The following is a 17,702-nucleotide window of genomic DNA, read 5'->3' as shown; positions in this document are numbered from 1 at the left end:
GACCATCAGGATGGTGCGGCCCGCCGACACGCGCTTGATCAGCTCGGCCACGCGGTGCACGTCCTCATGGCCCATGCCCTGCGTGGGTTCGTCCAGCAGCATCAGCTCGGGCTCCATCGCGAGCGTGGTCGCGATCTCGAGCGCGCGCTTGCGGCCGTAGGGCAGGTTCACGGTCTGCTCTTCGGCGAGTTCTTCGAGGCCCACCTCGGCGAGCAGCTCGCGCGCCCGGGCGTTCAAGGGCTCGAGCGACTTCTCGCTCTTCCAGAAGTGGTACGAGGTGCCCAGGCGGCGCTGCAGCCCCAGGCGCACGTTCTCCAGCAGCGTGAGGTGCGGGAACACGGCCGAGATCTGGAACGAGCGGATGATGCCGCGCCGCGCGATCTGCGCGGGGCGCTCGCCCGTGATGTCCTGGCCGTTGAAGAGGATCGTGCCGCTGGTGGGTTCGAGGAACTTCGTGAGCAGGTTGAAGCAGGTGGTCTTGCCCGCGCCGTTGGGTCCGATCAGCGCGTGGATCGAGCCGCGCACCACCGACAGGTCGACCTTGCTGACCGCGGTGAAACCCTTGAATTCCTTGGTGAGCTGGCGTGTTTCGAGAATGACGTCGCTCATCTCGCGAAGCCGCCCGGGTAGTGACCGAAAAAGTCTGTCATGCGTTTGTTCTCACAGCGCCACCATCGAGCGCGGACCGATTGTTGGGGGGCGCCTCTCGCTTGCATACTGGGGCAAATGCCTATGCTGCAGTGCAACCTTCTCGAACGGTGAGACCGCCGCAGCACGCATGCGATTCGCACACTGTCGTCGCGACGACAAAGCATGCGAACCGCCACGGCCTGGGCTCGTGCGATGGCCGCGTTTTCACGCGCACTTCCGCGCTACATCGCATCGGCATCGCGCACGGTCCATCGGCGGCAGCCGGGTGGCTTCGGACCGCGCGCCGTCCCCGCGAAATCCGCACAAGTCTTGTGCGGCCACGCCACTACAACGGCACACCGATGCTTCGTACGCTTCGGTCTTCCTCCGTCATCCAGAGAAGACCATGCAGCATCCCAGCATCCGCACGCTCACCGGCGCACAGCCGACCACCCGCCTCGATCCCGCCACCACGGCACTGATCGCGATCGATTTCCAGAACGAGTACTTCGATGGGCGCATGCCGATCCCCGATGGCTTGCCCGCGCTGCGCCAGGCGCGGCGGCTGATCGAGGCGGCGGACCGGCACGCGATGCCGGTGTTCCATGTGCAGCACCTCGCGCCCGCGGACAGCCCGATCTTCGCGCAGCACAGCGCGGCCTTCGAGATTCATCCCGAGTTGCATCCCGACGCGCGGCACGCGGTGCTGACGAAGGCGACGCCGAGCGCCTTCGCGGGCACCTCGCTCGATGCCGAGCTGCAGGCACGCGGCATCCGCACCCTGATCCTCACCGGCCTCATGACCCACATGTGCGTGTCGGCCACCGCCTTCGATGCCGCGCCGCGCGGCTACCAGAACCTGATCGCGGGCGATGCCTGCGCGACGCGCGACCTAGACCTGGAGGACGGCGGCGTGCTCGGCCACCGCGAACTGCATCGCGCGGCGCTGCGTGGCGTGTCTGACGTGGTGGCCGAGGTGCGCTCCACCGACGAGTTGCTGGGTCTGCTCGATCAGCCGGCCCCGTAACGCGCCGCCGCGAAATCGACGAAGGCGCGCACCTTGGGCGACAGGTGCCGGTTCTGCGGATAGAGCGCGTAGAGGTTCAACGCCGGCTGGCCGAAGTCCGGCAGCACGCGCACCAGTTCGCCGCGCGCGAGGTGGTCGCGCAGGAGAAAGGCCGGCGAGAGCGCGAGCCCGGTGCCGGCCAGCGCGGCCGTGCGCAGCACGATGCCGCTGTTGGCCTGCAGCCGGCCGCCGACCTCGACCGTGTGCACGCCGCCGTCGCGCGCGGTGAAGCTCGGCTGCCCTGCCTTGCCCGCGAGCGAGTAGTTGAGGCACTCGTGCGCCGCGAGGTCGGCGGGCACGACCGGCGTGCCGCGCCGCCGCAGGTAATCGGGCGAGGCCACCCACCACTCCTCGAAGCTCGCGAGGCGCTTGACGACCAGCGTCGAGTCCGACAGCGCATAGGCCAGCCGCAGGCCCACGTCGAAGCCCTCCTCGATCAGGTCGACGAAGCGGTCGTTGCACACCAGGTCGACCTTGAGCTGCGGATGCGCTTCGAGAAAAGCCGGCAGCCATTGCGCGAGCGCCTCCAGGCCGAAGGACATCGGCGCGTTGATGCGCAGCAGGCCCGTGGGCTCGACCTGGTGCCGCGCGACGGCCAGCGCCGCGGCCTCGAGCTGGTCGAGGATCTGGCGACTGTGCGCGTAGTAGGTCTGGCCGGCCTCGGTGAGCGCGAAGCGGCGCGTGGTGCGGTTGAGCAATTGCACGCCGAGCGCGGCCTCGAGCTGCTTGACCTGGCGCGAGACGACGGTGTGCGAGACATCCATGGCCTCGGCCGCGGCCGTGAAGCCGCCGGCCTCGACCACCGCGCGAAATGCCTTCAAGGCGGCGAACTGATCCATGCGCGCGACTGTATGCGAACAAAACCCCCGGGCCTCTTGCGAAACCCGGGGGTCGATGGGAGATGCGGCGAGTGCGGACTCAGTGCGCGCCGGCCGCCGCGTCGCTGCCCGCGCCGCCCGACTGCGGCCGCGCGAACCACACCAGCGGAATCAGCAGCAGGAACAGCACCGCCGATGCATAGAAGATGTCGTTCGAGGCCAGCATGAAGGACTGCTGGTCGACCAGGCGGTTGATCTGGCCCATCACCTGCTCGGTGCTGAAGCCGTTGCTCGCGAGGCCCGACATCGCGCTGGTCGCCGCTGCATTGCCCTGGTTGATCGACTCCGCGAGCTGCGCATGGTGCAGCGTCGCGCGGTTCTCCCACAGCGTGGTGGCGATCGAGGTGCCCATGGCGCCGGCCGTGATGCGCAGGAAGTTCGACAGGCCCGAGGCGGCCGGGATGCGGTCGGGCGAGAGGCCCGAGAGCGTGACCGTCACCAGCGGGATGAAGAAGAACGCCATCGCGATGCCCTGGATGAAGGTCGGGATCATGATGGTCCCGAAGTCGGCCTGGGTGTTGAAGTTCGACCGCATCCACAGCACCAGCGCGAACACCAGGAACGAGAAGGTGGCGTAGCGGCGCGGGTCGACCTTGGCGATGGTCAGGCCCACCACCGGCGACAGGAAGATCGCCAGCAGCCCCACCGGCGCCATCACCATGCCGGCCTGGGTCGCGGTGTAGCCCATCCACTGCTGCAGCCACAGCGGCAGCAGCACCACGTTGCCGAAGAACAGGCCGTAGGCCACGGCGGTGGCGACCGCGCCCGACCAGAAGTTGCGGCGCTTGAACAGCGACAGGTCGACCACCGGGTGCTTGTCGGTCAGCTCCCAGATCAGGAAGAAGGCGAAGCCGACCACGGCCACCACCGCGAGGGTGACGATCTGCGCCGAGTGGAACCAGTCGAGCTCCTTGCCCTTGTCGAGCATGAGCTGCAGCGCGCCGACCCAGATCACCAGCAGCGCGAGGCCGATGGCGTCGATCGGCACCTTGCGCGTGATGCTCTCGCGCTTGCGGTACAGCACCCAGGTGATGGCCGCGGCGACGATGCCCACCGGGATGTTGATGTAGAAGATCCAGGGCCAGGAGATGTTGTCGGTGATCCAGCCGCCGAGCAGCGGCCCCATCACCGGCGCGACCAGCGTGGTCATCGACCACATGGCCATCGCGAGGCCGGCCTTGGCGCGCGGATAGCTCGACAGCAGCAGCGTCTGCGACAGCGGGATCATGGGACCGGCGACGAAGCCCTGCAGCGCGCGGAAGGCGATCAGGGTCGTCATGTTCGGCGCCAGCCCGCACAGCAGCGAGCTGACCATGAACAGGATCACGCTCGCCATGAACAGGCGGACCTGGCCGAAGCGCTGCGTCATGAAGCCGGTGAGCGGCACCGCGATGGCGTTGGCCACCGCGAAGCTGGTGATGACCCAGGTGCCCTGCGTGGTGCTCACGCCGAGGTCGCCCGAGATCGCCGGCAGCGACACGTTCGCGATCGACGAGTCGAGCACGTTCATGAAGGTGGCGGCCGAAAGCGCAATCGTCCCCCACACGCGGGCGGAGCCCTCGAGCGGAGGCGGCGGTACGTAGGCTGGAGCGGCGGCGGTGGCCATGGTTTCAGCGCGACGTGTGGAGGGAGAGCGGTCGCAACGGCAATGCCGTGGCGATCAACCCCGTTGGCCCTGCGCGGGGATCTGCGCGGCCGAGGCCGGCGACATCGCGGGCGCGGCGGGACTCGCCGGCACCGAGGGCACGTGCACCGCCTTCGCGGCCGGGCTGTTGCCGAGGTTGGCGGCCACGATGCGGTCGACCTCGGCATCTGCGCCGCGGTCGAGCTGGCTGTAGACCTGCGTCTGCGTGAGCGCGGTGGCGCGCGGCGCGTCGGCGAGCATCTTGCCGCCCTTCTGCGTGATGTCGACCTCGACGTCCATCGACAGGCCGATGCGCAGCGGGTTGGTCCTGAGCTGCTCGGCGTCCAGCGCGATGCGCACCGGCACGCGTTGCACCACCTTGATCCAGTTGCCGGTGGCGTTCTGCGCGGGCAGCAGCGCGAAGGCGCTGCCGGTGCCCACGCCCAGGCCGGCGACCTTGCCCGTGTATTCGACCTTCTTGCCGTAGACGTCGGCGGTGAGCTTCACCGGCTGGTCGATGCGGATGTTGCGCAGCTGCACTTCCTTGAAGTTGGCGTCGACCCACAGCTGGTTGAGCGGCACGATCGACATCATCGGCGTGCCGGCCGCGACGCGCTGGCCGAGCTGCACGGTGCGCTTGGCGACGTAGCCGTCGACCGGCGCGGGCATGGCGACGCGCTGCGTGGCCAGGTAGGCCTCGCGCACCTTGGCGGCGGCGGCCAGCACGCTCGGGTGCTCGGCCACGCTGGTGCCCTCGGTCAGCGACTGGTTGCTGGCGAGCTGCTCGCGCGCGGCGATCACGCCGGCCTGCGCCGCGGCCAGCGCGCTCTTCGCGTTGGCGAGCGTGGTCTCGGCATGGTTGAGTTCTTCCTTCGACACCGCGCCGTTGCCCGACAGCGCGCGGCGGCGCTGCAGGTCGTCCTGGGCCTTGGCGATGTCGCTCTGGGCCTTGACGATGTCGCTCTGGCGCAGCGTGACCTGCGCGGCCAGCGAGCCGTTGTTGGCGTACAGCGTGCGGGTCTGGCGCACGGTCTGCGCGAGCGCGGCCTCGGCCTGCTCGAGCGCGACCTTGGCATCGGCCGGGTCGAGCTGCACCAGCGGCTGGCCGGCCTTCACGTAGTCGGTGTCGTCGGCGTTGATCGCCATCACGGTGCCGCCGATCTGCGGCGTGATCTGGATCACGTTGCCCTGCACGTAGGCGTTGTCGGTGTCCTCGTAGTGGCTGGCCACCAGCCATTCGTAGAGGCCCCAGCCGCCGCCGACCACGACCACCGCGACGGTGAGCGCGGTGAGGGCGCGGCGGCGCTTGCCGTTGCCTGCTTCGGGGACCGCGGCGGAGGAAGGAGCAGCGGTGGTCTGTGTGTTGTTGTCGCTCATGATGGTCTTTCCGGATTCGAAAGAGAGATTCAGTGGGTCGCGGCCGACGGGGTCGCGGATGCCGTGGTGGTGGCGCCGGAGGCGGCGCTCGCGGTGTTCGACGGAGGCTGCCAGCCGCCGCCGAGCGCACGCGCCAGCGCGACCTGGGTGTCGAGCGCGCGCGCGGCGAGGTCGACGGCGAGCCGGCGCTGCGCCAGCACCGAGGTCTCGGCGGTCAGCACGTTGAGGTAGTTGCCGAGGCCCGCGCGGTAACGCTGCACGGCGATGTCGTAGGCGCCCTCGGCGGCCGTCTGCGCGGCGCGCTGCTCGGCCTGCTGGCGCGCGATCGACTGGATGCTGGTGACCTGGTCGGCGGCGTCGCGCACGGCATCGATCACGGTGGCGTTGTAGCTCTCGACCGCGGCATCGAGGTCGGCCGACTTGCCGCGCAGGTTGGCGCGCAGTTGGCCGCCCTCGAAGATCGGCAGGTGGATCGCCGGGCCCACGCCCCACTGCTCGCTGCCCGACTTCAGGAGCTTGCCGAAGCCCAGGCTCTGGAAGCCGACGAAGGCCGTGAGGTTGACGTTGGGATAGAACAGGGTCTTGGCATTGGCCACGTCGCTGGTGGCGGCCTCGACGCGCCAGCGCGCGGCCGCGATGTCGGCGCGGCGGCCCAGCAGGTCGGCCGGGATGTTCGGCTGCAGCACGATCGGCTTGACGCTCGCGATCAGCGGCGGCTTGAGGGCGTCGCTCGCGCCGGGCTGGCCCACGAGCGCGTCGAGCGCGTGCTTGGCGATTGCGATCTGCTCGTCGAGCGCCTCGATCTGCTGGCGCGCCTCGGGCAGGCCGCCTTCGCTCTGGCGCAGTTCGAGCCGGGTGTCGAGGCCGGCCGAGACGCGGTCGCGCACCAGCTTCAGGGTTTCGTCGCGCTGTGCCAGCGTGCGCTGCGCCACCGCGAGCTGGTCGTTCAGCCGCGCCCACTGGAAGTAGCTGCGCGCCACGTTGCTCGCGAGCAGCACGCGGGCCGCGTCGGCATCGGCGGCGGCGGCATTGGCGGCGCCGATCGCGGCATCGAGCGCGGTGCGGTTCTTGCCGAAGAAGTCGAGCTCCCAGCTCGCGCCGAGCTGCAGCAGGCCGACGTTCTGGATCGAGCCACCCAGCGGTTCGGGATAGATGTAGTTGGTGTTGAACTTCTGGCGCGTGCCATTGAAGTCGAGCCCGACCTTGGGCTTGAGCGCCGCGCCTGCGACGTCGGCATTGGCCTGCGCGCGCGCGAGGCGGGCCTGCGCGACCTGCAGGTTGGGGTTGCCGGCCACCGCCTGGTCGACCAGGCCGTTGAGCTGCGCATCGCCGAAGGCCAGCCACCATTGGCTGTCGAGGGCGGGAGCGGCGGCCTTGTCGGCCGAGGCGATACCGAGCGAGCCGGCATCGCGCAGCTTGGCATGGCCGCCGATGCCGGCCATGTCGGCGCAGCCGGCGAGCGCGACCACCAGCAGCGCGGCGACCATGACGGGAGTGCGGCGCAGGGCGCGCGCGGCGAATGAATCAGTCATTTTTTCCTCCACGGGCCGCGAGGGCCTGTGCGTTGTCGAGGATGCGGCGCAAGTAGGACTTGAGCTGCCCCCATTCATCGGCGGTGAAGTCCGCCAGCAATTCGTTCTGCACGCGGCTCAGGACGTGGGGCACTTCCTTGGCGGCCGCGCGGCCTTCGTCGGTGAGCTCGATGTTGACCACGCGCCGGTCCTCGAGCGAACGCACGCGCCGGCACAGGCCCTTGGCCTCGAGCCGGTCGAGCAGCCGCGTCATGGCGCCGGTGTCGAGCTCGCAGGCGCGCGCCAGTTCGGCCACCGTGGTGGCCGCGCCGATGTGCAGCTTGTAGAGCGGCACCCACTGCGGATAGGTCGGACTGCCGGGCTCGCACATGCGGGTTTCCACCGACTGCGCCACCGTGGTGACGATCCGGCGCATCAGGTAGCCGATGCTTTCCTCGGTCGAATACGACTCCGCCCGGTAGAAATCGGGCGCACGGCGCACCTCGTCCGGCGAAACCGGAGCGTCATCGGGAGCAGTGGCATCGTTCATGGCTCGAATATTAGCTGCCATGGCAATTATTGTCAAGGCGACCTTTGTGAAGGCAAAGGTTCTCTCGCGACTCGCTAGAATCGCGGCCCATGGCTTCCTCCCCCTCGCCGGCCTCCACGGCCAAGGGCTCGCCCCGATCGCTGTCGGGACTGGGCCCTTTTCTTCATCCCTACCGTGTGCAGATCACCCTGGCGGCCGTGTTCCTGGTCATGGCGGCGGTCACGACGCTGGTGTTCCCGATCGCCCTGCGCAGCCTGATCGACGGCGGCCTGGTCAACCCCGACAAGGGCGCGCAGACGATGGCGCTGCGCGAGCATTTCGGCGCCCTGTTCGCGGTCGCGGTCGCGCTCGGGCTGTTCTCGGCGGCCCGCTTCTACACGGTGAGCTGGCTCGGCGAGCGCGTCACGGCCGACCTGCGCAACGCGGTCTACAGCCGGGTGCTGCGCCAGAGCCCGGTGTTCTTCGAGACCACCCAGACCGGCGAGGTGCTGTCGCGCCTGACGGCCGACACGACGCTGGTGCAGACGGTGGTCGGCTCCTCGCTGAGCATGGGCCTGCGCAACGCGGTGATGGGCGTGGGCGCGCTCGCGATGCTGGTCTGGACCAATCCCTACGTGATGGTGCAGGTGCTCGGCCTGCTGGTGGTGGTGGTGCTGCCGAGCATGTGGTTCGGCCGCCGCGTGCGCCGGCTGTCGCGCGCCAGCCAGGACCGCGTGGCCGACTCGAGCGCGATCGCGGCCGAGGTGCTGAACGCGATCCCCGTGGTGCAGAGCTACACCGCCGAGGACCGCGAGGCCGACCGCTTCGAAGGTTCGACCGAGAACGCCTTCCGCACCGCCGTGCGCCGCACCAAGGCGCGCTCGGTGCTGGTCGCCTTCATCATCATCGCGACCTCGGCGGCGCTGCTGTGGGGCCTGTACCAGGGCACGCAGGCGGTGCTGCGCGGCGACATCACGGCCGGCCACCTGGGCCAGACCGTGGTCTACGTGGCGATCCTCGCGAGCGCCACCGCGGTGCTCGGCGAGGTCTACGGCGACTTGCTGCGCGCCGCCGGCGCCACCGAGCGGTTGATGGAGCTGCTGCACGCGCCCGCGGCCATCGTCTCGCCGGCCGCGCCGGTGCGCTCGCCCGTGCCCGCCGCGGGCAGCGCGATCGTGTTCGACCGGATCAGCTTCCACTACCCCTCGCGGCCCGGGACGCCGGCGCTGCGCGACTTCTCGCTGGCCGTGACGCCGGGCGAGACGGTGGCGCTGGTCGGCTCGAGCGGCGCCGGCAAGAGCACCGTGTTCCAGCTGCTGCTGCGCTACTACGACCCGCAGTCGGGCCAGCTGCTGCTCGACGACGCGCCGCTGTCCTCGCTGGCGCTGCACGACCTGCGCACGCGCATCGGCCTGGTGCCGCAAGATGCCGTGATCTTCTCGGCCAGCGCGCTCGAGAACATCCGCTACGGCCGGCCCGAGGCCAGCGTCGAGGAGGTGCATGCCGCCGCGCGCGCCGCCTTCGCGCACGACTTCCTGCAGGCCCTGCCGCAGGGCTACGACACCTTCCTCGGCGAACGCGGCGTGCGGCTGTCGGGCGGCCAGCGCCAGCGCATCGCGATCGCGCGCGCCATGCTCAAGAATCCCCCGCTGCTGCTGCTCGACGAGGCCACGAGCGCGCTCGACGCCGAAAGCGAACGCATGGTGCAGGCCGCGCTCGAGTCGGCGATGGAAGGCCGCACGACGCTGGTGATCGCGCACCGGCTGGCCACCGTGCAGAAGGCCGACCGCATCGTGGTGCTCGACCATGGCGGCATCGTCGAACAGGGCACGCACGCGGCGCTGGTGGCGCAGGGCGGGGTCTATGCACGGCTGGCGGCGCTGCAGTTCACCAGCTGAACGGGATCGGGGACCGAACGCGGAAGACGCGAAGGTTTCGCAGAAGTCGCAGAAGGAATTCGGAAAAGGAAAAGGAAAAGGAAAAGGAAAAGGAGAGCCTGGGCTCTCCTTTCTTGTTTCTGGTGTGGCCCGACCTTCGGGGGCTATTGCAGGGTTTCCTTGAGCCCCGCCGGAATCGGCAGCGGCATCACCGCGATGCCCTCGTCGAGCAGCGCCTCGGTCTGTTCGGGCGTCGCCTGGCCGCGGATGCCGCGCTCCTTGGTCTCGCCATAGTGCATCTTGCGGGCCTCGTCGGCGAAGCGGTCGCCGACGTCCTCGGTCTTGGCCAGCACCTCGCGCACGGCGCGCATCCAGCGCGCCTCGGGCGACATCTCGGCCGGCAGGTTCGCGGAGGCCGGTGCGGGAGCGCCGGCGTTCGAACGCTCGGACTCGGGCGCCTTCGCGTTGCCCAGGTTCAGGCGCGGCGCGCTCAGCAGCTTGACGATCGCGGTGTCGGCGCAGACCGGGCACTCGACCAGTCCGCGCGCGAGCTGGCTTTCGAAATCCTCATTGGACCCGAACCAGCCTTCGAAGCCGTGGCCGTGCGCGCATTGGAGATCGAGGACCTTCATGCGCGCGATTATCCCCGGGCCGAGTCGCCCTGCCAGTCGAGAGCCCATGCACCCGAACCCGTGTTCTGCAGCCACAGCGCGCAGGCCAGGGTCTTGGCGTCGGTGACCGAGCCGTCGCGGCACCAGCCCAGCAGTTCGTCGGGCGTGGCGGTGAACACGTCGAGGAACTCGCCGTGGTCGAGCTGCCGCTCGCCGAGCGAGAGTCCGCGCGCGAAGTAGATGTGGATGATTTCGGTCGAATAGCCCACGGCCAGGTGCATCGCGCCGGCACGCGCCCATTCGCGCGCGCGGTAGCCGGTTTCCTCGAGCAGTTCGCGCTGGCCGCAGACCAGCGGATCCTCGCCCGCGTCGAGCTTGCCCGCGGGGAATTCGATCATCACCTGGCCCACCGGGTAGCGGAACTGGCGCTCGAGCACCACGCGGCCATCGTCGAGCAGCGGAATCACCACCACGGCCCCCGGATGCACGACGTATTCGCGCGTGGCGCTGTGGCCATCGGGCAGCTTCACGGTGTCGCGGCGGACTTCGAGGAAGTTGCCCTTGGCGAGCGATTCGCGCGAGGTGAGCTCTTCGCGCAGGTGCGCGTCCGCGGGGGTGCTGGTGGTCATGGTGCGCTCCGTGATCGGGTGGATGGCGGCCTCAGTGCCGGTGCTTCATCAGGTAGCGCCACGTGAAGCCCGGGAAGGCCAGCACGATGAACAGCGCGCCGGTCACCGCATAGAACTCCCAGCCCTGCGCGGCGATCTGCCCTGCCCTGCGCTCGAACAGCAGGCCGATGCCGCCGGCGATGAAATACAGCACCACCAGCTCGCCGAAGCGCACGGCCAGTGTCTTGCGCGCGCCGATCGCCACGGCGCCGAAGAGCCGCTCGTTGACGAACGGCAGGTTGGCCGCCAGCAGGGCCAGCAGCAACACCACCCAGACCGAAGCCGTCTGCGACACCTTGTGCGGGCCCTGGCGCGCGGCGCTTCAGTTCGCCAGCGTGGCGACGATGGCCTTGGCGCACAGCGTCATCAGGCCGCCCGGCACGATGCCGAGGATCAGGATCAGCGCGCCGTTGATCGTCAGCACGGTGCGCACGTCGCGCGGCGCCGACACGGTGCTGGCCGTGACCGGTGCGTCGAAGTACATGACCTTGACCACGCGCAGGTAGTAGAAGGCGCCGACCAGCGACATCAGCACCGCGAACACGGCGAGGCCGATGTAGAGGGCCTGGCCCGAGGCGATCAGCGCCTGCAGCACCGCCAGCTTGGCGTAGAAGCCGACCAGCGGCGGGATGCCCGCGAGCGAGAACATGGTGATCGCCATCACGCCGGCATACAGCGGGCTGCGCTGGTTGAGGCCGGCCAGGTCGGTGATCTCCTCGCTCTCGAAGCCTTCGCGCGCCAGCAGCAGGATGGTGCCGAAGCTTGCCAGGGTCGTGAGCACGTAGGTCACGATGTAGAACATCGACGCGCTGTAGGCGAACTGGGCGTTGTAGGTGTTGCCGTTGACCACGCCGGCCACCAGGCCGAGCAGCACGAAGCCCATCTGCGAGATGGTCGAGTAGGCCAGCATGCGCTTGAGGTTGGTCTGCGCGATGGCGGCCAGGTTGCCGACCACCAGCGAGGCGATGGCCAGCACCGCGAGCATCTGCTGCCAGTCGATCGCCAGCGGCAGCAGGCCTTCGACCAGCAGGCGGATGATGATCGCGAAGGCCGCGAGTTCGGGCGCCGCGCCGATCATCAGCGTGATCGCCGTGGGCGCGCCCTGGTAGACGTCGGGCACCCACATGTGGAACGGGGCGGCACCGACCTTGAATGCCAGGCCGGCCACGATGAACACCAGGCCGAACACCAGCACCTGGTGGTTGACCTTGCCGCTCGCGATCGCCTTGAACACCTCGTTCACGTCGAGCGAACCGGTGGCGCCGTACATCATCGACAGGCCGTAGAGCAGGAAGCCGCTGGCCATGGCGCCGAGCACGAAGTACTTCATGGCGGCTTCGCTGGCGACCGCGTTGTCGCGGCGCAGCGCCACCAGCGCGTAGCTCGAGAGCGTCAGCAGTTCGAGGCCGAGGTAGATCAGCAGGAAGTTGCTGCCCGAGATCATCACGAACATGCCCAGCAGCGCGAACATGCCCAGCGTGAACATCTCGCCGCCGCGCAGCATGTCGCGGTCGGCCGCGTAGGGACGGCCGTAGACCAGCGTGACCATCAGCGCCAGCGAGGCGAAGCACTTGAGCCAGTTGCCCATCGGGTCGCTCACGACCATGTTGCCGAAGCCGTAGATGGCCTTGCCCTCGCTCGCGGCCATGCCGGTCATCGCGGCCACCACGGCCAGCGTGATCAGGGTCAGGACGTAGGTGCGGGTGCGGCGGGCGCTGGTGTCCGACAGGTCGACCAGCGCGATGATGCAGGCCATGACCAGCAACACGATTTCAGGGTAGATCGTGACCCAGCTGAGTTTGTCAATCATCTCGTTCTCTTCTTCAGCCAGCCATCAGGAGGGGATCTTCGACACCGCCACATGACGCAGCAGCTGGGTCACGGAGGCATCCATCACGTCGGTGAAGGGCTTGGGGAACAGGCCCATCCACAGCACCGCGATCGCCAGCAGCGCCAGCATCAGGAATTCGCGCGCATTGATGTCGCTGAGTTCCTTCACGTGGTCGTTGCCGACCGGGCCGAGGTAGACGCGCTTGTACATCCACAAGGTATAGGCGGCGCCGAAGATCAGCGCGGTGGCCGAGGCCAGGCCGATCCAGAAGTTGGCCTTGACCGCGCCCAGGATCACCATCCACTCGCCGACAAAACCGGCGGTGCCCGGCAGGCCGCAGTTGGCCATCGCGAACAGCAGCATGAAGGCGGCGAACTTGGGCATGGTGTTGACCACGCCGCCGTAGTCCGCGATCTGGCGCGAATGCACGCGGTCGTAGAGCACGCCGATGCCGAGGAACATGGCGCCCGACACGAAGCCGTGGGCGATCATCTGCACGATGCCGCCGGCCACGCCGAGTTCGTTGAAGATGAAGAAGCCGAGCGTCACGAAGCCCATGTGGGCGACCGACGAATAGGCCACCAGCTTCTTCATGTCCTGCTGCACCATCGCGACCAGGCCGACGTAGATCACGGCGATCAGCGACAGCGCGATCATGAGCCAGGCCCATTCGTGCGCGGCATCGGGCGCGATCGGCATCGAGAAGCGCAGGAAGCCGTAGGCACCGAGCTTCAGCATGATCGCGGCCAGCACGGCGGAGCCGCCGGTCGGGGCCTCGACGTGCACGTCGGGCAGCCAGGTGTGGACCGGCCACATCGGCACCTTGACCGCGAAGGCCGCGAAGAAGGCGAAGAACAGCAGCGTCTGGGCATGGCCGCTCAGCGGCAGCTTGTGCCAGGCGAGGATGTCGAAGCTGCCGCCCGAGGTGTTGTACAGGTAGATCAGCGCCACCAGCATCAAGAGCGAGCCGAGCAGCGTGTAGAGGAAGAACTTGAAGGCCGCGTAGATCTTGTTCGGGCCGCCCCAGATGCCGATGATCAGGTACATCGGGATCAGCGTGGCTTCGAAGAAGACGTAGAACAGCAGGCCGTCGATGGCCGAGAACACGCCGATCATCAGGCCCGACAGGATCAGGAACGCGCCCATGTACTGGTTGACGCGCTCGGTGATCACTTCCCAGGCCGAGATCACCACGATGATCGTGATGAACGCGGTCAGCAGCACGAACCACACCGACAGGCCGTCGACGCCCAGGTTGTAGTTGATGTTGAAACGCTCGATCCAGGGCGCCTTCTCCACGAACTGCATCGCGGCGGTGCCGTTCTGGAACCGCGTGATCAGCGGCAGCGTGACCAGGAAGCTCACGATCGACCCGACGAGCGCCACCCAGCGCACGCCCTTGGCATGCTCGTCGCGACCGAACGCCAGCAGCACGGCACCGAATGCGATCGGCACCCAGATGGCAAGGCTCAACAAACCCATTTTTCTTTTACTCCAGCGCTTTGCGGCTTAGCGTTTGAACCAGACGAAGTACGTCATCAGGACGAAGATCCCGAGCAGCATCGCGAAGGCGTAGTGATAGATGTAGCCCGACTGCAGCCAGCGGACCACGCCCGAGATGCGGCCCACCAGCTTCCACGAGCCATTGACGACCGCGCCGTCGATCAGTGCCTGATCGCCGCCCTTCCACAGGCCCATGCCGAGGGCGCGGGCACCGCGCGCGATGATGTTCTCGTTGATCCAGTCGAGGTAGTACTTGTTCTCGAGCAGGCGGTACACGGGGCCGAAGGCGCGCTTGATCGCGGCCGGCAGCGCCGGGTTGACCATGTACATGTAGTACGAGAGCGCCACGCCCGCGAGCGCCAGCCAGAACGGCATGGTCTGCAGGCCGTGCAGCGCCATCGCGCCGGCACCGTGGAAGGCCTCCTCGAGCTCCTTCATGGCGTGGTGCTTCGTCGCGTCGACGAAGATCGCGTCCTTGAAGAACTCGCCGTAGAGCATCGGGTGGATCGTCAGGAAACCGATGACCACCGAGGGGATCGCGAGCAGCACCAGCGGCAGCCACACCACCCAGGGCGATTCGTGCGGCTTGTGGTCGTCGTGACCGTGGCCATGGCCGTGGTCGTCGTGCGCGTGATGGTCGTCGTGGTGCGCATCGGGGTTCTGGTCGTAGCGTTCCTTGCCGTGGAAGACCAGGAAGTACATGCGGAACGAATAGAAGGCCGTGACGAACACGCCGATCAGCACCGCGTAGTAGGCGAAGTTCGCGCCCCACAGGTGGCTTTCCTTCACCGCCTCGATGATGCTGTCCTTCGAGTAGAAGCCCGAGAACAGCGGCGTGCCGATCAGCGCCAGTGAGCCCAGCAGCGAGGTGATCCAGGTGATCGGCATGTACTTGCGCACGCCGCCCATCCAGCGGATGTCCTGGTTGTGGTGCATGCCGATGATGACCGAGCCCGCACCAAGGAACAGCAGCGCCTTGAAGAAGGCGTGGGTCATCAGGTGGAACACCGCGACCGAGTAGGCCGAGGCACCGAGCGCCACCGTCATGTAGCCCAGCTGCGACAGCGTGGAGTACGCCACCACGCGCTTGATGTCGTTCTGAATGATGCCGAGGAAGCCCATGAACAGCGCGGTGATGGCACCGATCACGAGGATGAAGCTCAGGGCCGTGTCGCTCAGCTCGAACAGCGGCGACATGCGCGCCACCATGAAGATGCCGGCCGTCACCATGGTCGCCGCGTGGATCAGCGCCGAGATCGGGGTCGGGCCTTCCATCGAGTCGGGCAGCCACACGTGCAGCGGGAACTGCGCGCTCTTGCCCATCGCGCCGATGAACAGGCAGATGCAGATCACGGTGATCAGCATCCAGTCGGTGCCCGGGAAGGTGATGCCGCCGAGCGTGCCGGCCTTGGCGAAGGCTTCGGTGTAGTTGAGGGTGCCGGCGTAGGCCGCGATCAGGCCGATGCCGAGGATGAAGCCGAAGTCGCCCACGCGGTTGACCAGGAAGGCCTTCATGTTCGCGAAGATCGCGGTCGGCTTGTTGAACCAGAAGCCGATCAGCAGGTACGACACCAGGCCCACCGCTTCCCAGCCGAAGAACAGCTGCAACATGTTGTTGCTCATCACGAGCATCAGCATGGAGAAGGTGAAGAGCGAGATGTAGGCGAAGAAGCGGTTGTAGCCCTCGTCTTCTTCCATGTAGCCGATGGTGTAGATGTGGACCATCAGCGACACGAAGGTCACGACGCACATCATCATCGCGGTGAGGCCGTCGACCATGAAGCCGACTTCCATCTTGAGGCCGCCGACGACCATCCACTCGTAGAGGGTCTGGTTGAAGCGGGCGCCGTCGACGATGACCGACTTGAGCGTCAGCGCCGAGATGACGAAGGCGACGAACACGCCGAGGATGGTCAGCGAGTGCGTGATCTTGCGGCCGATGTGGTTGCCGCCGAACTTGGTGCCGAAGATGCCGGCCAGGGCCGCCCCGACCAGGGGGGCCATGGGAACGGCCAGCAGCGTGGATGCGGAAAGGGTTGCGCTCATTCTGGTGTCAGCCTTGGATCAGCCCTTGAGCGAGTTGAGTTCGTCGACGTTGATGTTCGACTTGTTGCGGAACAGCAGCACCAGCAGCGCGAGGCCGATGGCCGACTCGGCCGCGGCCACCGTCAGGATGAAGAACACGAAGATCTGGCCGTGCATGTCGCCCAGGAAGTGCGAGAAGGCGACGAAGTTCATGTTGACCGCGAGCAGCATCAGCTCGATGGCCATCAGCAGCACGATCAGGTTCTTGCGATTCAGGAAGATGCCGATCACCGACAGCGCGAACAGCATCGCGCCCAGCGAGAGGAAGTGTCCGAGGGTGAGCGTCATGCCTTGTTCTCCTTTGCTGCCGGCGCCGCCGCTTCGGCCGGGGCTTCCACCACGGGCTCCGCCGCGCGGGTGACCGGCATCTGCACCACGCGGACGCGGTCGCGCGCCTTCACGCGCACCTGGTCGGCCGGGTCGACGTACTTGCTGTCCTTGCGGGTGCGCAGGGTCAGCGCGATGGCGGCGATGATGGCCACCAGCAGGATGACGGCGGCGATTTCCAGCGGATAGAGGTATTCGGAATACAGCAGCTTGCCCAGCTCGAGCGTGTTGGAGCTGTTGGCCGCGGCCACCGCGCGCGGTGCCTCGCCGAGGCGGAAGCCGCCCATCAGCACGGCCGCCATCTCGAGCGCGATCAGCGCGCCGACGGCCGCCGCCAGCGGGAAGTGCTTCCAGAAGCCCTGCCGCAGGCTGTCGACGTTGATGTCCAGCATCATCACGACGAACAGGAACAGCACCATCACCGCGCCCACGTACACCAGCACGAGCGAGATCGCGAGGAATTCGGCGCGCAGCAGCAGCCAGATGGCCGAAGCCTGGAAGAAGGCCAGCACGAGGTACAACGCCGCGTACACGGGGTTGCGGGCGGTGATGACGCGGAACGATGCGAACAGCAGCACCGCGGCAAACAGATAGAACAGACCGGTCTTGACGTCCATGAGTTCGAATTCGTAGGGGTTCAGGCCAGGCCGGCTCAGCGGTACTTGGCGTCAGCCGCCTTGTTCGCCGCGATTTCTGTTTCGTAGCGGTCGCCCACGGCCAGCAGCATGTCCTTGGTGAAGTACAGGTCGCCGCGCTTTTCGCCGTGGTATTCGAAGATGTGGGTCTCCACGATCGAGTCGACCGGGCAGCTCTCTTCGCAGAAGCCGCAGAAGATGCACTTCGTCAGGTCGATGTCGTAGCGCGTGGTGCGGCGCGAGCCGTCGTCGCGCACATCGGATTCGATGGTGATCGCGAGCGCGGGGCACACGGCCTCGCAGAGCTTGCAGGCGATGCAGCGTTCCTCGCCGTTCTCGTAGCGGCGCAGCGCGTGCAGGCCGCGGAAGCGCGGCGACAGCGGCGTCTTCTCTTCGGGGAACTGCACCGTGATCTTGCGGCTGAAGGCGTACTTGCCCGTGATGGCCAGGCCCTTGAACAGCTCGAACAGCATGAAGCTGCCGAGGAAGTCCTTGAGCGAGAACGGCGCGGACGGGGTTGCGGTGTGCGCAGACATGGTGTTGGCGCTTC

17 protein-coding genes are annotated in these 17,702 nt (G+C 67.6%); 2 read left to right on the top strand and 15 right to left on the bottom strand.

The genetic code is table 11. From position 1 onward, the window contains the following. The coding region (locus KV106_RS23250; RefSeq protein ID WP_261212648.1) for an ABC transporter ATP-binding protein at positions 1-609 on the bottom strand (609 nt) is incomplete at its 3' end. Positions 610-1,036: 427 nt separating this feature from the next. On the opposite strand from KV106_RS23250, the gene KV106_RS23245 reads away from it, so the two are divergent. Next, complete coding sequence (locus KV106_RS23245; RefSeq protein ID WP_261212647.1) at positions 1,037-1,657, top strand: cysteine hydrolase family protein; 621 nt, start codon at positions 1,037-1,039, stop codon at positions 1,655-1,657. Here the strand turns inward: KV106_RS23245 and KV106_RS23240 are convergent. The 5 genes from KV106_RS23240 to KV106_RS23220 all read right to left on the bottom strand — a co-directional run bounded on the left by KV106_RS23240 (position 1,642) and on the right by KV106_RS23220 (position 7,636). Beyond that, positions 1,642-2,535 (bottom strand): LysR family transcriptional regulator, encoded by an 894-nt coding sequence (locus KV106_RS23240; protein WP_261212646.1) that lies wholly within the window; start codon positions 2,533-2,535, stop codon positions 1,642-1,644. The two genes, KV106_RS23245 and KV106_RS23240, sit on opposite strands and share 16 nt — an antisense overlap. 79 nt (positions 2,536-2,614) lie before the next feature. Then, positions 2,615-4,180 carry a DHA2 family efflux MFS transporter permease subunit gene (locus tag KV106_RS23235; protein WP_057592183.1) on the bottom strand — a complete coding sequence of 522 codons (1,566 nt, stop codon included), beginning with the start codon at positions 4,178-4,180 and terminating at the stop codon, positions 2,615-2,617. Between the two features lie 54 nt (positions 4,181-4,234). Beyond that, the gene (locus KV106_RS23230; RefSeq protein ID WP_261212643.1) at positions 4,235-5,575 is read right to left on the bottom strand and encodes an efflux RND transporter periplasmic adaptor subunit; all 1,341 of its coding nucleotides are present in this window, start codon (positions 5,573-5,575) and stop codon (positions 4,235-4,237) included. A gap of 29 nt (positions 5,576-5,604) precedes the next feature. Beyond that, complete coding sequence (locus KV106_RS23225; RefSeq protein WP_261212641.1) at positions 5,605-7,107, bottom strand: efflux transporter outer membrane subunit; 1,503 nt, start codon at positions 7,105-7,107, stop codon at positions 5,605-5,607. After that, positions 7,100-7,636, bottom strand: coding sequence for a MarR family winged helix-turn-helix transcriptional regulator (locus KV106_RS23220; protein WP_057592180.1), 537 nt, complete (start codon positions 7,634-7,636; stop codon positions 7,100-7,102). Before KV106_RS23220 ends, KV106_RS23225 begins: the two co-directional genes overlap by 8 nt. An 89-nt stretch (positions 7,637-7,725) precedes the next feature. Between KV106_RS23220 and KV106_RS23215 the strand changes: the two genes are divergently transcribed. After that, positions 7,726-9,513, top strand: coding sequence for an ABC transporter transmembrane domain-containing protein (locus KV106_RS23215; RefSeq protein ID WP_261212637.1), 1,788 nt, complete (start codon positions 7,726-7,728; stop codon positions 9,511-9,513). Between the two features lie 143 nt (positions 9,514-9,656). Here the strand turns inward: KV106_RS23215 and KV106_RS23210 are convergent, their stop codons facing one another. Genes KV106_RS23210 through nuoI form a run of 9 tightly spaced genes read right to left on the bottom strand, consistent with a single transcriptional unit; the run spans position 9,657 to position 17,688 of the window. Then, positions 9,657-10,124, bottom strand: a complete 468-nt coding sequence (locus KV106_RS23210) for a DUF1178 family protein (RefSeq protein WP_057592178.1) — start codon at positions 10,122-10,124, stop codon at positions 9,657-9,659. An 8-nt stretch (positions 10,125-10,132) separates the two neighbouring features. Then, a complete protein-coding gene (locus KV106_RS23205; protein WP_057592177.1) occupies positions 10,133-10,732 on the bottom strand; it encodes an NUDIX domain-containing protein in 600 nt (199 codons plus the stop codon). Positions 10,733-10,763: 31 nt separating this feature from the next. Further along, on the bottom strand, positions 10,764-11,066 hold the full coding sequence (locus KV106_RS23200; protein ID WP_261212634.1) for a DUF2818 family protein: 303 nt from the start codon (positions 11,064-11,066) through the stop codon (positions 10,764-10,766). Positions 11,067-11,093: 27 nt separating this feature from the next. Continuing rightward, a complete protein-coding gene (gene nuoN / locus KV106_RS23195) occupies positions 11,094-12,581 on the bottom strand; it encodes an NADH-quinone oxidoreductase subunit NuoN (RefSeq protein ID WP_057592175.1) in 1,488 nt (495 codons plus the stop codon). A gap of 24 nt (positions 12,582-12,605) precedes the next feature. Further along, a complete protein-coding gene (locus KV106_RS23190) occupies positions 12,606-14,084 on the bottom strand; it encodes an NADH-quinone oxidoreductase subunit M (protein WP_057592174.1) in 1,479 nt (492 codons plus the stop codon). A gap of 27 nt (positions 14,085-14,111) precedes the next feature. Continuing rightward, complete coding sequence (nuoL, locus tag KV106_RS23185) at positions 14,112-16,151, bottom strand: NADH-quinone oxidoreductase subunit L (protein ID WP_057592173.1); 2,040 nt, start codon at positions 16,149-16,151, stop codon at positions 14,112-14,114. An 18-nt stretch (positions 16,152-16,169) separates the two neighbouring features. Next, positions 16,170-16,478, bottom strand: coding sequence for an NADH-quinone oxidoreductase subunit NuoK (gene nuoK / locus KV106_RS23180; RefSeq protein ID WP_019653383.1), 309 nt, complete (start codon positions 16,476-16,478; stop codon positions 16,170-16,172). After that, positions 16,475-17,134: an NADH-quinone oxidoreductase subunit J gene (locus KV106_RS23175; RefSeq protein WP_057592172.1), complete on the bottom strand. Its 660-nt coding sequence runs from the start codon at positions 17,132-17,134 to the stop codon at positions 16,475-16,477. The genes nuoK and KV106_RS23175 overlap by 4 nt, the downstream gene beginning before the upstream one ends. Positions 17,135-17,169: 35 nt before the next feature. After that, positions 17,170-17,688: an NADH-quinone oxidoreductase subunit NuoI gene (gene nuoI / locus KV106_RS23170; RefSeq protein ID WP_057592171.1), complete on the bottom strand. Its 519-nt coding sequence runs from the start codon at positions 17,686-17,688 to the stop codon at positions 17,170-17,172. Positions 17,689-17,702: the final 14 nt, after the last annotated feature.

It is taken from the genome of Variovorax endophyticus (assembly GCF_025376855.1).
In the GTDB taxonomy this organism is placed as follows: Bacteria; Pseudomonadota; Gammaproteobacteria; order Burkholderiales; family Burkholderiaceae_C; genus Variovorax.
The sequence above is the reverse complement of the archived record's forward strand: the minus strand, read 5'-3'. Positions and strand labels throughout refer to the sequence as shown.